The organism is Kitasatospora sp. NPDC096140 (assembly GCF_040303045.1).
Classification (GTDB): domain Bacteria; phylum Actinomycetota; class Actinomycetes; order Streptomycetales; family Streptomycetaceae; genus Kitasatospora.
This window is the reverse complement of the sequence record NZ_JBEOUW010000015.1, coordinates 121156-133610: the sequence shown is the minus strand read 5'-3', so window position 1 is coordinate 133610 and position 12455 is coordinate 121156. Positions and strand designations below refer to the sequence as shown.

Sequence of the window (12455 nt, the reverse complement as noted above, 5' to 3'; positions counted from 1 at the left end):
CGGGCTTCTCCGGCGGGGTATCCCACCCGATGGCAGGTCGAGAGGTGCCCCGGCCGGGGTACGTCCGGTGTCCGCGAGCCGGGCCATGTGGTCTCGAAACCTGTGCCGATGCCCTACTGTTTACCCGATCTCACAAGGGGCGGGGGTCCGATGCAGGGCGTGCTGGTCGGCGAGCGCTACCGGATGGCCGAGCTTCTCGGCGCGGGCGGCATGGGTGCGGTGTGGAGTGCCCATGACGTCCGGCTGGAGCGGGACGTTGCCGTCAAGCTCGTCCTGCCGCGCTTCGACGGTGAGGACGGCGCCGCGGCGCAGGCCCGCTTCGAGCGGGAGGTGCGGATCACCGCGCGGCTCCGTCATCCGAACATCGTGGGTGTCCACGACTGCGGGACCCGCCGGGATGCCGGGCGGTCCGTGCCGTTCGTGGTCATGGACCTCCTGCCCGGGCGGTCGCTCGACGCGGTGCTGAAGTCCGGTCAGCGCCCGGGCGTCGGGCAGGTCGTGGACTGGGGCGTGCAGGTCTGCCGGGCGCTGGCCGCGGCGCACCACGAGGGTGTCGTGCACCGCGACATCAAGCCGGCCAACCTCTTCCTGACCCGACGTGCCGACGGCACGGAGGCCGTCGTCGTCCTCGACTTCGGCATCGCCGCCTACCTGCAGGGGGACCACACCCAGCTGACCGCCGACGGTCACATGATCGGCACCGCCGCCTACACGGCCCCCGAGCAGGCCATGGGCGAGGCGGGGCGGCGCTCCGACGCGGCGGTGCTGCTGGGAGGGGTGGCCGCCGATCGGGCGCGCGTGCTGGGCCGCGATCATCCGCACACGCTGACCGCCCGGCACAACCACGCGTACAACCTGGGCGAGGCCGGGCGGTACACGGAGGCGGCCGGACTGCTGGAGGGGGTGGCGGCCGATCGGGCGCGCGTCCTCGGGACGTCCCACCGACTGACGGTCATGTCCCGGCGGAGCCAGGCGGTCTACGCCGGGAAGATCCGGCGGTTCGGCTGACCTTCGGCCGGACTGACTCTCGGCCGGGCTGATCCTCGGCCCGGCCGCCACGGTGGTTCGGCCCTGGGACCTCCCACCGGCCGGTCCCACCGGCCGGTCCCGGGGCCACACGTGCGCTCCCGGGACCGGTCTGTCTGCGTCCGGTGAGTCCGGTCCCGTGGTGGGGCGGTCCCGGCCCGGCGCTGGAGATGCCGGCGCCGTCGATGCTGGCGCCAGCCGCGTGTCAGCTGTGGGTGGGCAGCACGTGGTAGCAGTAGCTGGCGTACGCCCCGAAGCCGGTGTTCCAGTCGTAGCTCTGCTGGATCTCCTCGTTGATCTGCTGCCACAGCACCGTGCCGGTGTCCGGGCCGACCACGCCGTCGGGGTCCAGGCTGAAGTCGTGCTGCAGCTGCTGGAGTGCCCCCAGCGTGGCCGGGCCGAACTCGCCGTCCTGCGAGATGATGTCGGCGCTGGTCCGCCGCTCGATGTGCGCGTGGTTGATGGCTGCCTGCACACAGTAGGCCGACAGCCCGCTCGCGCCGTAGCGGACGTACGACACTCCCGGCTTGGCGCTGGCCGTACCGGCGGTGACCGCCAGGACTGCGGCGGAGACCGCGGCCACCGTACTGATCGAACGGGCACGCTTGCGTATCGACATGTGTTCCCCCGTGGAATGGTTGTCGGCGGACAGCCGGCGCCGGCCCGGTCCGGTCCGGCGCGTGGCTGCCCGAGATCGACTGGATCCTAGCCCGACACCGGTTCGAATGTGATCGGATGACGAAGACCGAGCGCCATCCGGAAGGCCGGGCGGGGACCGACCGCACCTTCGACGCTGTCCTGCAGCTGTCGAGCGCGAGAGGCGTCACGACTGATCTCCCTGTCTCCCGAGAGCACGAGGAGGCAGAATGATCGCCATGACGACTTGAAGAGCACCGGCCGGACGCAAGTCCTGGCGAAGGGGCGCAACCGGGTGGTGCGTTCGTGACGGTGAACGCGCGGTCTGCACGGTGTGCCGGGAGCCGGTCCGTTCGTACCAGTACCGCGTGTACCCGCCCGAGTCCTCCGGCTTCGAGCGGTGTATCGCGTTCGGCTGGTGCTCGGGGTGCCGGATCTACTCGGGCAACATGGTCCACATTCACCGCAAGCGGGTCTTGATCGACGCGCTTGCGTCGCTGTCGGCCGATGACCGCGAGCGGTTGCTGCGCAAGGAGGCCGCGCTGATCGACTACCTCGACAGCCAAGGCGTCGGCCGGCACTGAGCGGAGCACCCTGGTGAGCCGTGGGTGCAGAGGGTCGGGCGAGGCGAGAAGCCGTCAAGGCCCGGGCGTCGTCGCCGGCCGGAGAGCAGGGGCAGGAGGAGGGAGTCGGCCTTGGCGGTGATCGCTGCGCCCGCCTACTTGAGCAGGAAGTCGTAGACCGCCTGCCGTCCGGCCGGGTTCGCCGCCCGGTTCTGCACCGAGTGCGCCGCCCCGGACACGATCACAATCGTCGGGTCGTGTGCCAACTCGGCCTGCTGGTACAGCCATTCGTACGGCGTGGCCAGGTCCCGGTCGCCGCCGAGCAGCAGCACCGGCACGTCGGGCAGCTTGCGGTGTGCCGGCGGGATGGGCGGTACCGGTTCGCGGGGCCAGTCCAGGCAGACCAGCAGGCTGCCGAGCCCGGTGGCGGTCGCGGCGTCGTACGGCCAGGTCTGCTCGGCGGTCAGCCGCTGTCGGGTGCGCTCCAGCGCCGCCGCGCGCCCCGCGACGGGGGTGTCGGTGGTGCCCCACGGGAAGTGCGAGTCGGCACACAGGGCGGCGGAGTGCAGCCCCTGGCTGAGTTCCTCGGCCGAGGCGGAGTCGACCTCCCGGTGGATGACCGCGAAGAACTCCTGGAGCTTCGCGGGCTGCCCGGCGGCGGCCTCGTGCAGGATCTCGGGGACGCCGCCGTAGTCCGGGTCGATGAACTCGTAGCCGGTGAGCGCGCTCAGGATCTGCGCCCCGTTGCCGTACCGCCGGACGGTGGCGGCGAGGTCGGCGGCCGGGTCGGTGGTGCAGCCGGTGGCCCGGCAGGCGGCCCGCAGGACGCGGGCGGTGGCGGGCAGCGCGGCCAGGTCGAGGGGGTCGAAGCCCTGCGGCGGGGCCACCGAGTCGAGCACCAGGCGGGCCACGTGGGCCGGGTGGGCGAGCGCGTAGCGCTTGGCGACGACGGTGCCGTAGGAGACGCCGTCGAGGGTGAGGCGCCGGTCGCCGAGGGCGTGGCGCAGCAGGTCGATGTCGGTGACGGTGTCCGCGGTGCTGTAGTAGCGGGCGTTGGGTCCGAGGGCGGCGGCGCAGTCGGCGATGGACTGCCGGCGCGGCGCGGCGAGGTCGGAGGAGCCCATGTCCTCCTGGAGCCCCGGGCACTGGAGCGCGCCGCGGCCGGTGCCGCGCTGGTCGTACATGACCAGGCGGTAGTCCTTGAGGACGGGTTCGAGCTTGCTCGCGATCCGCTTCATCGACGGGACGCCGGGCTGGCCGGGGCCGCCGGTGAGGAACAGCAGGTCGCCCTTGGGGGCGTCGGTGTTGCGGGCGACCGCCACGGCGAGGTCGAGGCTCCCGGGCGTGGCACCGCTGTGGTCGAGCGGGACGGTGAGGGTCCCGCAGGTGAACTCCGGCGCGTCCGGACAGGGCGCCTGTCTGGAGATCCCGCCCCCGACTCCGGCCGGTTCGGCGGCCGCCGCGAGGGCGGGAGTGGCCAGGGTGGTGCCGGCGACCACCGCGACGGCTCCCAGCAGGGCGGCGACGCGGCCACGCGTGCTCGTCATGTTCGTCCTTCCGCTCAGGCCGCGTCCGTACGGACACGGTCACGGTCACGGTCAAGGCCGGGCGCCGGCACGCTCGCTACGGGACCGCCCGGCCGCGTTCGTCGGGCCAGCCCGGCCGCCACCTCGCCAGGTACTCGTCGAAGTCACCGGTCACGAACTGCGGATCCACCGCCTTGAGGCGGACCTGCTGCCGCTCGTCCGCCCACCACAGCTCGAACTCCGTGACCGTCCCCACGGCCGGCCAGCGGTCGGCCTCCACCGGCAGCAGACGGCAGTCCACGAAGCCGCCGACCGGGAGGCCGATGTCGACGAAGACGCCGATGGCGCCCGGGTTCGGAACGAGGGTCACCGTCCCCTGGAAGCGCTGCCCGAAGCGGAGGCCCCGGCGGATGCAGTCCCATTCATCGGTGGTCAGCATCCCGGCATCGTTCCACAGGGCCACCCGCCGGCGCACCGGAGCAGGCGCCCGGATGGCATCCGTCGCGGCACGACGTCGGCCGTCGGGGCCGACCTTCACCCCGTGTGGGCGGACCGCGTCGCCGTGGCGCCGCGGGGCCTCGGCCGTCGGCGCCGAGGCCCCCTGCGGGACCTGCGGTTACCTGTCGACGGCGACGGTCACGCCGTTCCAGTCGTCCAGGTCCGCGGTGCGGGCCTCCAGCGCGGTGCGCATGCCGGTGGCGCTGGAGGTGCCGAGGGCCAGGCGCAGCGGGGGGTTGGGGCTGTCGACCGCGGCCCGGATGCCTTCGGCGATCCGGGCGGCGGAGGAGAACGCGTCTGCGGGCAGTTCTCCGATGCCCTTCTGGACCTCGCGGACGGTCCGGTCGTAGTCGTCGAGGCCGGCGGCGACGTCGAGGTTGGCCAGGAAGGGGGTGGCGGTCATTCCGGGCTGGATGATCGTGACCTTGATGCCGAGCGGTGCGACCTCGGCCACCAGGGCGTCCGACAGTCCCTCGACCGCGTACTTGGTCGCGGCCAGCAGTCCTACGCCGGGGTGGGCGGACTGCCCGTAGACGGACGAGCCCTGGAGGATGTGTCCGGATCGCTGGGCGCGGAGGACCGGAAGGGTCGCGCGGAGCACGTTGAGCACTCCGAAGACGTTGGTGTCGAACACGGCGCGGACCTGCGTGTCGGAGGCTTCCTCGACGGCTCCGAAGAGTCCGTAGCCGGCGTTGTTGGCGACCACGTCGATGCGGCCGAAGCGCGAGAGCGTGCGCTCCACCGCTTCCCGGACGGCCTGCTCGTCCCGCACGTCCGCAGGGATGAGGAGCAGGCGGTCGCCGTGCGCCTCGGTCAGTTCGTCCAGGGGGGCGGTGTCGCGGGCGAGTGCCGAGACGACGTCGCCGTTCTCCAGTGCCAGGAGGGTCAGTTCGCGGCCGATGCCGGACGTCGCGCCGGTGATGAGCCAGGTGCGGGGGCTGGTCTGCTGGTTCGGTGTTCCGTTCATGTTGCGACCGTAAGCGGTTAGCTCATAACGAGTCAACCGGGGTGGCGCTCTGCGTTGCCTGTTAGGCGGCTTAGTGCCTCGTCTTGCTGAGGTACGATGGCGTGATGAGCAGTGCTGCAGCCGGATCTGCGAAACCCAGCCCGCGCACCGTCATGCCGGAAGTGGAGACCGTGCTCGCGTTCGTGAACACGCGCGCGGACGGAGGCGGACGGCGAGAACTGTTCGGCGACGGGCACTCGTTCGCGGCGTGGCTCGCGGAGCACGACGAGTTCGGCGGCGAGACCGTGGCGACCGACGCCGATGCCGCGGCCGCACGCGAGCTGCGTGACGCCCTGGTGACCCTGCTGCTCGCGCACTCCGGCGACGAGGAGAGCCAGGGCGAGCCGCTCCGGCGCGCCGAGCAACACCTGCGCCGCGCCGGTGCGCTCTACCCGCTGGCGACGGTGGTCACGGCCGGCGGTGTCGAGCTGGCATCGCCGCAGGCGGGGGTGCCGAGGGTGTTCGGGACCGTACTGGCCGCGGTGACGACGTTCGCGCAGACCGGCGACTGGGGGCGCATCAAGGCGTGCCGCAACCCCCCGTGCCATTTCGGTTTCTTCGACCGCACCCGCAACGGGGCAGGGCTCTACTGCAGTACCGGCTGCGGCTCCCAGGTATCCATGCGCAACTACCGCCGGCGGCAGCGCCAGGAGGACGAGGCGCCGCCCGAGGCGTGAGGCCTCAGCTCCACGGGTGGCCACCCGTTGAAGCCGTGGCCACCCGTGTGAGCTTGCCGGCCCCAAGGTGCGCCGCTCCCAGAGTGGAACGTTGCTCCAAGTTGGCTCGGCGCTCTACGCCGCCTCGACGCTCGTGCACTACATCCTCGGCGCGATCAGCCAGAACGCCCGCGTCGAAGGGGACACTTCGGGCATCGACCCGGGGGTAGACCGCGAGGAGTTCTTCGACGCGGCCTCGCAGGCGTGGCAGGGCCTCGACGCCGAGTCCCACCCGTTCATGCACGCCATCGCGGGCCAGATGAGGGAGCGCGACGACCGCGAGCAGTTCCTCACCGGCATCGCCGTCGTCCTCGACGGCCTCACCCGTCTGCGCTGACCCCGCTCCACCGGGCCAGGCCGCGCCGGGCGGGGTCGAGTCGGGCAGGGCCGGGTCGGGTCGGGCAGCCAACTGGACTTCCCCGAGGGGAGATTGCTCATGCACGACACAGTGATCGTCGGCGCCGGCCCGGTCGGCCTGTTCCTGGCCGGCGAACTGGCCCAGTCCGGCTGCTCGGTCCTGATCATCGAACGGGACCGGGAAACCACCTCGCCGCTGAAGGCACTCCCGCTCGGCCTGCGCGGCCTGCGCGGCCTGAACGCCGGCTCGGCCGAGACGCTCCACCGCCGCGGCCTGCTCGAAGCGATGACGGAGGCCTCCGGCGTCGACGGGAAGGCGGTCGGTGCGGACCCCGACGCGAGTGGACCGCCCGCTCCCCGCAGCGTGTCCCACTTCGCGGGCATGGGCCTGGACGCGGGTGGCATCGACGCGTCCGCTCTGCCGTTCCGGCTGCCCGGCCCGGCGACGGAAGGGTTCATGACGAGCCTGGAAGCCGTCTCGACGGTGCTTGCCGGGCGGGCCGCCTCGCTCGGTGTGGAGATCGTCCGGGGTGTTCCCGTCACCGCCGTGACGCAGGACGACGACGGGGCGACCGTCATCGCCGGTGGACAGGAGTACCGCGGGCGCTGGCTGGTGGGCTGCGACGGCGGGCGCAGCGCGGTGCGCGCGCTCGCGGGCTTCGACTTCGTCGGCACCGACCCGCTGTTCACCGGCTACGCCGCCAAGGTCACCTTCGCCGACCCCGAGCAGCTGCCGCTCGGCTTCAACCTGACGCCGACCGGCATGTACCTGCGCACGCCCTTCGAGGGCCACCTGGGCATGAACGACTTCGACGGCGGCACCTTCGACCGCTCCCGGCCGCTGACCCGCGAGCACCTCCAAGCGGTCCTGTGCCGCGTCTCCGGCACCGACGTGACGCTGACCGACGTCGAGCTGGCCTCCAGCTTCACCGACCGCGCCATGCAGGTCACCGGCTACCGGAGGGGCCGCGTCCTGCTCGCCGGTGACGCCGCGCACATCCACGCACCGCTCGGCGGCCAGGGCCTCAACCTCGGCATCGGCGACGCCGTCAACCTCGGCTGGAAGCTCGCCGCCACCGTCCACGGCACCGCGCCCGAGGGCCTGCTCGACACCTACACCGCCGAGCGGCACCCCGTCGGCGCCGCCGTCCTCGACTGGTCCCGCGCCCAGGTCGCCGCGATGGAGCCGGGCCCCAACGCCCCTGCCCTGCGCAAGCTGCTCCTCGACCTGATGAGCACCCCCGACGGGGTCACCCACGTGCACCGGCAGACCTCGGGACTGTTCCACCGCTACGACCTGGGCAGCGAGCAGCCGCTCGTCGGCCGCAGCGCCCCCGACTTCCGCTTCCGGGACGGCACCCACCTCGGTGAACTGCTGCGCCAGGGCCGGGGCGTGCTCCTGGACTTCAGCCCTGACCGCGCGCTGCAGACCGCGGCCGGGGGCTGGGCGGGCCGGATCCGCTACGCGGCCGGACCGGTACGCGACGACCTGGGCTTCACCGCCCTGCTCGTCCGGCCGGACGGCATCGTGGCGTGGGCGGACGACCACGCCGACCAGGAAGCCTTCCGGCACGCCGCGACCCGCTGGCTCGGCCAGCCGCAGAGCCAGGCCGTTTCTTTCCGATCATCGGATCGTTGGTCTGGTCGTGCCGTTGACTGACGCGCAGCGGGCGCGGACAGAGCCGTTGTTGCCGGACCGGACGCCGAAGCGGGGTGGGCGGTGGCGCGACCATCGGCACGTGATCGATGCGATTGCGTGGAGGTTCCGGATCGGTGACGCGCCCGCGTTCGAGCACGTCATGGCAGCCCTGCCCGTGCCCAGACCAGTCGGCAGGCCGCGCACCCGGCCCTCCGTGGTCCGGGCCGACCGGGCCCTACTCGTCCCGGGCGACCCGAGACCACCTGCGATGGCGTGGAATCCAGGCGGTGATCCCGCAGCCCGCCGACCAGATCGCCAACCGCAACGCAAGGGCAGCAACGGAGGCCGCCCGCCCGCCTCCTACCACCGGGCCTACAAGCAGCGCAACACCGTCGGGCGCTGCATCAATCGGCTCAAGAACTGGCGCGGCCTGGCCACTCGCTACGAGAAGACCGCCACCGTCTTCCAGGCGGGACTCCACATTGCGGGCATCTCCATCTGGTCTGCTCGCTGATCCGAGAGGAGCCGGGTGAGGAGCGTCAGTTCCATGGCTCCCGGTAGGGGTTTTCGCCCAGCAGCTTCGCCGCAGCCACGCAAAGGTCTTCGCCGAAGAGCTGGTTACTGCCCCATTCGGAGCCCCATAGGTCGGACGCGGCCTGGGCAACGGCGCGCCATGAGTAGTCCTCATCGCATCGCCAGGTGCGGATCTGGGCAGCCATCTCCGGCGTGATCGTCGCCGGGTCAACGGTGTCATGTGTCACCTCGGCGACCCTAGGGACGTTGCGAGGAAGATGGCCACCGGATTTCGCCTTCGCCCGCCCGGCGAACAGCCCCAGGTCTTCGCCCGCAGGCGACAACGTGGGGGCACTCCCAGCGCCGGGAGATGGGAGTGCCATCTGGTGAACCCTCAAGATCCGCAAGAGAGGCCCTAGCGGGAGCGGGCGGCGGCGGGGGTGAGGTGGCGGGCCAGGGTGTCGATGGCGGTCGCCACCTCGTGGAACAGCTGGGGGTCGGGGGCGGTGCCGTCGGGGGTGGTGAGGGCCGCGGTGAGGGCGTCGTCGATGGTGGTGGCGCGGACCTCCGCGACTCGGGCGGACGGGTGCGCGGCCGGGTGGACGAGCCGGCGGCGGCGGTCGGCCGGGTCGGGTTCGGTGGTGACGGAGCCCGTCTCGACCAGGCGGGCGACGGCGGTGGAGACCTGACTCTGCGGCAGGCCGGTGCGGGCGGTGATCTCCCCGACGGTCGTCCCGGGATGCGCGACGACGTCGCCCAGGGTGACCAGGACCGAGCGGACCGAGCCGCGCGCGCCCGTCTCCGACGGGTCCGACTGAGCCGGCTGCTCCGACCGGTCCGGTCGGGGCATCGCCTGTTCGCCGATCTTCATGAGGGTGCGGCCCAGCAGGAACAGCTCTACTCCGTTCATGCCCGCAAGAGTACATCGACGTATCGAAGCAGATGTATTGAGTGAGATGTATCTATCTTGATGCATCTGTTTCGATGCGATACGGTCGCAGTGCCGGGCGGGAAACGCCGCCGGCAAACCGACCGAGGGGGAACACGCCATGACCACCGAGCCGACCGCACCTGCCGCCGCCCGCACGCTCGCCGTCCCGGGTGCCACGCTCCACTACCAGGTCGAGGGCCGCGGGCCGGTGCTGCTGCTCGCGCAGAGCGGAGAGGGCGACGCGGACCGCACCGTCGACCTCGTCCCGCACCTGGCCGACACCTTCACCGTGGTCACCTACGACCGCAGGGGCCTGTCCCGCAGCGTCCTCGACGACCCGGCCGCCCCCGTCACCATGGCCGACCACGCCGACGACGTCGCCCGGCTGCTCGCCGAGGTCACCGACGAGCCGGCCCTGATGGCCGGGTTCAGCATGGGCGCCGCGATCGGCCTCCAGGTCGCCGCCCGCCACCCGGGCGCACTGGACACCCTCATCGCCCACGAGCCCGTCGCACCGAACCTGCTGCCGGCCGGCGAACGGGCCGAACACACCGGAGAACTGCTGCACATCCAGAAGGTCCACGCCGAGGGCGGCATGGCGGCCGCCTTCCCGGCGATCGCCCGCCACCTCGGGATCGACCCGGCCCACGACCCGGCCGAGGACGGCCTCACCCCGCAGCCCATGACGCCCCGCCGGCTGGCCAACTTCGGGTTCTTCATCGCCACGGAGTTCACCGCCGTCACCACGGACGGCTTCGGACCGGCGGAGATCGCCCGCACCGCGGCGACCGCCGGCGCCACCCGGATCGTCCCGGCGACCGGCGAGACGACCCGGCCGACGGTGCACACCTACCGCTGCGCGCTGGCGCTGGCCGAGCTGCTGGGCACGGAGCCGGTGGTCCTCCCCGGCGGCCACAACGGGAACACCGCCTTCCCGCGGGCCACCGCGCGAACGCTGAAGGCCGTCCTCGGCGTTGACCGCCACCGCCCCTGACAGCACCGCCGCCCCTGACAGCACAGCCGCTCCTGACAGCACCGCAGCCGCCCCCTGACAGCACCCCGACGCGGAGGTTAGGGTGCGGAGCATGCCGCTCGTCGAAGTGACCTACGCGCCCACGGTGCCCGAGACCCTCCTGCGCGAGCTGGGCTCCGTGCTGCCGCACCTGGTCTCCCTGGCCGTGGAGTGCCCCGAGGAGCCGTACGACGGCGATCTGCAGCCCGGGGACGTCGAGATCCGCTTCCGGGCGCTGAGCCCGCTGGACCGCAGCGGCCTGCCGGTGGTGATCGAGATCAAGTCGAAGTGGACCGCGGACAGGGAAGCCGACCGCCAGGAGCGCGTGGACACGCTCCACGCGCAACTGCGCGCCGCGACCGGACTCGTCGACTTCGGCGTCTACCTGTCGATGCCGACCGCCGCCTGGTCCCAGGGGGACTGACCGCCCGGCCCCGGCTCGGCCGGCGGCCGGCGGCCGGCGGCCCGGGACGGCCCGGGTGACTTGTCGGTGGCGGTTCGTAGGATGCCCGCATGAACGTCGACGATCTTGTGTGGCAGGCGCGCAACCACGGCGGCGTCTCGCCGCGGATGGTGCAGACCTTCCTCGACCTGGGGCAGTCGGACCTGCTGATCCGGGCGGCGCAGGAGCGTGGTGACTGGAACTGCGCGCAGGCGGCGGCGCGGGAGCTGTGCGCCGCCGCGGAGTTCGAGCGGGCGCTGGCACTGTTGGAGCCGTTCACGGACGTCGGCTGGCGGGCCGCCGAGTCGGCCACCGCCGAGATCATGATCCGGCAGGGCCGGGGCGACGAGGCGCTCGCGATGGTGCGCCCGGACGCGGCCGAGCCGGGAGACGGCCACGTCTGCGCGCGCTACGCGGAGTTGCTGGTCAAGGCCGGGCGGGCCGACGAGGCCATCGACGTGCTCACGCCCCATCTCGGGGAGTACTGGCTTCGGACGCGCCTGGTCGACCTGACCGAGGAACAGGGCCGTGACGGACGGGTCCTGGAGGTCCTCACGCAGGTGGCGGAGTGCATGGAGCGTTCGGCGGACGCGGCGTGTGGGAACTGCGGTCGGTCGTGCCCGGCCGACGGGACGGACCGGTGGCACGTGCTGATCATGATCGCCCGGGTTCTGGAACGCTCGGGCCGAGCGGAGGAGGCCGTCGAAGTCCTGCGCACCGAGACGGCCTCGGGCCGACGCCACCCCGTCAACTTCCCCGAGTACTACGCGAACCTCCTCGCCCGGCAGGGCCTGATCGAGGAGCTGGGATCCCTCGCCGCCACCGAGCCCTACGCCGCCTTCGCCGTGTACGCGAAGGCCCTGGAGGACGCGGGGAGGGCACCCGAGGCCGAGGCCCTGCTGCGCGGACGCATCGAGGCCCACGACCACTCGAAGGACCGCGCCGCGCTGATGGGCCTCCTCGTCCGCCGCGGAAGGATCGACGAAGCCGTCGAGACCGGCCGGCCCACGTACGACTACTACGACTGCGGGAACCTCCTCCACTGGGCGCTGGACCTGCTCGTCGACGACGGCCGCCCCGGCCGCGCGCTCGACCTCCTGGACGGGCTCACCGGTGCGTGGGCCGAGGGACACCCGGACCAGGTGCTCGGCCTGCGGCTGTGGCTGCTGGGCGAGGCGGGCCGCTGCGCGGAGGGCATCGCGGAGGCCGCCGCCCTCAACGAGCGGGAGCCCGGCGAGTGGGACACCGAGCTGGCGCGGCTGCTGGAGCGGGACGGCCGGCCGGAGGAAGCCCTCACGCTCCTCCGCTCCTCCACCCACTACCTGGCCGACCTCGACCTGGCCGAGATGCTGATCAGACAGGGCCGCCCCGCCGAAGCCCTGGCCTCCATACCCACGATCGCCGAAGACCGGGAAGCGGCCGAGCGGCGGAAGCGGGAGGCGGCCGAGCAGCGCGAGCAGGAGGACCCCTGGGCCGAGGTGGGCGAGCCCACCCAGAAGCCCCCGTTCTGACGGGCGCCGCACTCCGACGCCGGGAAACGCACCGAGCAGCAGGGACGGGCCCGTTCGTCAGCGGAAGGTGTCAGGACGG

At 72.5% G+C, this 12455-nt stretch carries 14 protein-coding genes and 1 pseudogene; 9 read left to right on the top strand and 6 right to left on the bottom strand.

The genetic code is table 11. The annotated features are described in order from the left end of the window. Nucleotides 1–150: 150 nt before the first annotated feature. A complete protein-coding gene (locus tag ABT048_RS18065; protein WP_350522383.1) occupies nt 151–1008 on the top strand; it encodes a serine/threonine-protein kinase in 858 nt (285 codons plus the stop codon). 223 nt (nt 1009–1231) lie between these two features. On the opposite strand, the gene ABT048_RS18060 is transcribed toward ABT048_RS18065, so the two are convergent. Next, nucleotides 1232–1645 (bottom strand): peptidoglycan-binding domain-containing protein, encoded by a 414-nt coding sequence (locus tag ABT048_RS18060; RefSeq protein ID WP_350522382.1) that lies wholly within the window; start codon nt 1643–1645, stop codon nt 1232–1234. Nucleotides 1646–2030: 385 nt separating this feature from the next. On the opposite strand from ABT048_RS18060, the gene ABT048_RS18055 reads away from it, so the two are divergent. Then, nucleotides 2031–2246, top strand: a complete 216-nt coding sequence (locus ABT048_RS18055) for a hypothetical protein (protein WP_350522381.1) — start codon at nt 2031–2033, stop codon at nt 2244–2246. 134 nt (nt 2247–2380) lie between these two features. Here ABT048_RS18055 and ABT048_RS18050 read toward each other — a convergent pair whose 3' ends face one another. The 3 genes from ABT048_RS18050 to ABT048_RS18040 all read right to left on the bottom strand — a co-directional run bounded on the left by ABT048_RS18050 (nt 2381) and on the right by ABT048_RS18040 (nt 5216). Continuing rightward, a complete protein-coding gene (locus ABT048_RS18050) occupies nt 2381–3772 on the bottom strand; it encodes an alpha/beta fold hydrolase (protein WP_350522380.1) in 1392 nt (463 codons plus the stop codon). Nucleotides 3773–3848: 76 nt separating this feature from the next. Continuing rightward, on the bottom strand, nt 3849–4190 hold the full coding sequence (locus tag ABT048_RS18045; RefSeq protein WP_350522379.1) for a hypothetical protein: 342 nt from the start codon (nt 4188–4190) through the stop codon (nt 3849–3851). Between the two features lie 177 nt (nt 4191–4367). After that, a complete protein-coding gene (locus tag ABT048_RS18040) occupies nt 4368–5216 on the bottom strand; it encodes an SDR family NAD(P)-dependent oxidoreductase (RefSeq protein WP_350522378.1) in 849 nt (282 codons plus the stop codon). A 104-nt stretch (nt 5217–5320) separates the two neighbouring features. Here ABT048_RS18040 and ABT048_RS18035 point away from each other — a divergent pair, with 104 nt between their 5' ends. From ABT048_RS18035 to ABT048_RS18020, 4 genes and pseudogenes are all read left to right on the top strand, one after another. Beyond that, nucleotides 5321–5932: a CGNR zinc finger domain-containing protein gene (locus ABT048_RS18035; protein WP_350522377.1), complete on the top strand. Its 612-nt coding sequence runs from the start codon at nt 5321–5323 to the stop codon at nt 5930–5932. Between the two features lie 91 nt (nt 5933–6023). Next, nucleotides 6024–6308 carry a hypothetical protein gene (locus ABT048_RS18030; RefSeq protein WP_350522376.1) on the top strand — a complete coding sequence of 95 codons (285 nt, stop codon included), beginning with the start codon at nt 6024–6026 and terminating at the stop codon, nt 6306–6308. A gap of 99 nt (nt 6309–6407) precedes the next feature. Continuing rightward, on the top strand, nt 6408–7988 hold the full coding sequence (locus ABT048_RS18025; RefSeq protein WP_350522375.1) for an FAD-dependent monooxygenase: 1581 nt from the start codon (nt 6408–6410) through the stop codon (nt 7986–7988). A gap of 112 nt (nt 7989–8100) precedes the next feature. Beyond that, nucleotides 8101–8481: pseudogene (locus ABT048_RS18020) on the top strand (transposase); the annotation flags it as partial. 25 nt (nt 8482–8506) lie between these two features. On the opposite strand, the gene ABT048_RS18015 reads toward ABT048_RS18020, so the two are convergent. Continuing rightward, nucleotides 8507–8728, bottom strand: coding sequence for a hypothetical protein (locus ABT048_RS18015; protein ID WP_350522374.1), 222 nt, complete (start codon nt 8726–8728; stop codon nt 8507–8509). A 167-nt stretch (nt 8729–8895) separates the two neighbouring features. Further along, a complete protein-coding gene (locus tag ABT048_RS18010) occupies nt 8896–9390 on the bottom strand; it encodes a MarR family transcriptional regulator (RefSeq protein ID WP_350522373.1) in 495 nt (164 codons plus the stop codon). A gap of 139 nt (nt 9391–9529) precedes the next feature. Between ABT048_RS18010 and ABT048_RS18005 the strand changes: the two genes are divergently transcribed. From ABT048_RS18005 to ABT048_RS17995, 3 genes are all read left to right on the top strand, one after another. Beyond that, the gene (locus ABT048_RS18005; RefSeq protein WP_350522372.1) at nt 9530–10405 is read left to right on the top strand and encodes an alpha/beta fold hydrolase; all 876 of its coding nucleotides are present in this window, start codon (nt 9530–9532) and stop codon (nt 10403–10405) included. A gap of 91 nt (nt 10406–10496) precedes the next feature. After that, on the top strand, nt 10497–10847 hold the full coding sequence (locus ABT048_RS18000; RefSeq protein WP_350522371.1) for a hypothetical protein: 351 nt from the start codon (nt 10497–10499) through the stop codon (nt 10845–10847). 89 nt (nt 10848–10936) lie between these two features. Beyond that, nucleotides 10937–12376, top strand: coding sequence for a tetratricopeptide repeat protein (locus tag ABT048_RS17995; RefSeq protein ID WP_350522370.1), 1440 nt, complete (start codon nt 10937–10939; stop codon nt 12374–12376). The last annotated feature ends 79 nt before the right edge of the window (nt 12377–12455 follow it).

Excerpts from the sequence above, each read along its gene's own strand:
- ABT048_RS18050 (WP_350522380.1), bottom strand. The coding sequence starts at position 3,772 with ATGACGAGCACGCGTGGCCGCGTCGCCGCCCTGCTGGGAGCCGTCGCG.
- ABT048_RS18000 (WP_350522371.1), top strand. The coding sequence starts at position 10,497 with ATGCCGCTCGTCGAAGTGACCTACGCGCCCACGGTGCCCGAGACCCTC.
- ABT048_RS18045 (WP_350522379.1), bottom strand. The coding sequence starts at position 4,190 with ATGCTGACCACCGATGAATGGGACTGCATCCGCCGGGGCCTCCGCTTC.
- ABT048_RS17995 (WP_350522370.1), top strand. The coding sequence starts at position 10,937 with ATGAACGTCGACGATCTTGTGTGGCAGGCGCGCAACCACGGCGGCGTC.
- ABT048_RS18060 (WP_350522382.1), bottom strand. The coding sequence starts at position 1,645 with ATGTCGATACGCAAGCGTGCCCGTTCGATCAGTACGGTGGCCGCGGTC.
- ABT048_RS18025 (WP_350522375.1), top strand. The coding sequence starts at position 6,408 with ATGCACGACACAGTGATCGTCGGCGCCGGCCCGGTCGGCCTGTTCCTG.
- ABT048_RS18035 (WP_350522377.1), top strand. The coding sequence starts at position 5,321 with ATGAGCAGTGCTGCAGCCGGATCTGCGAAACCCAGCCCGCGCACCGTC.
- ABT048_RS18005 (WP_350522372.1), top strand. The coding sequence starts at position 9,530 with ATGACCACCGAGCCGACCGCACCTGCCGCCGCCCGCACGCTCGCCGTC.
- ABT048_RS18040 (WP_350522378.1), bottom strand. The coding sequence starts at position 5,216 with ATGAACGGAACACCGAACCAGCAGACCAGCCCCCGCACCTGGCTCATC.
- ABT048_RS18010 (WP_350522373.1), bottom strand. The coding sequence starts at position 9,390 with ATGAACGGAGTAGAGCTGTTCCTGCTGGGCCGCACCCTCATGAAGATC.
- ABT048_RS18065 (WP_350522383.1), top strand. The coding sequence starts at position 151 with ATGCAGGGCGTGCTGGTCGGCGAGCGCTACCGGATGGCCGAGCTTCTC.